Below are 462 nucleotides of genomic sequence, written 5' to 3' on the forward strand. Positions count from 1 at the left end.
AGGCTCAACGTCAGTAAGTGATTCAACATCAACGTCGTTGAGTGATTCGGGATCAATCTCTGTCAGTGAATCTGGTTCAACATCAGTAAGCGATTCGACATCAACGTCGTTAAGTGATTCAACTTCGACATCAACATCATTGAGTAACTCAGGCTCAATCTCGGTTAGTGAGTCTGGCTCGACGTCAGTAAGTGATTCAACTTCAGCATCGTTGAGTAATTCAGGTTCAATCTCTATCAGTGAATCTGGTTCAACATCAGTAAGAGATTCGGCATCAACGTCGTTAAGTGATTCAACCTCGACATCAACGTCGCTGAGTGATTCAACCTCAACATCAACATCATTGAGTAATTCAGGCTCAGTCTCGGTTAGTGAGTCTGGCTCAACGTCAGTAAGTGACTCAACGTCAACGTCGTTGAGTGATTCGGGATCAATCTCTGTCAGTGAATCTGGTTCAACATC

1 protein-coding gene is annotated in these 462 nt (G+C 43.7%); it reads right to left on the reverse strand.

Annotation, left to right across the window (positions count from 1 at the left end; translation table 11 throughout):
* A partial coding sequence (locus FD04_RS12255; protein WP_235805704.1) for an MSCRAMM family adhesin SdrC occupies positions 1 to 462 on the reverse strand: 462 nt, incomplete at both ends.

It is taken from the genome of Secundilactobacillus odoratitofui DSM 19909 = JCM 15043 (assembly GCF_001434895.1).
Lineage (GTDB): Bacteria > Bacillota > Bacilli > Lactobacillales > Lactobacillaceae > Secundilactobacillus > Secundilactobacillus odoratitofui.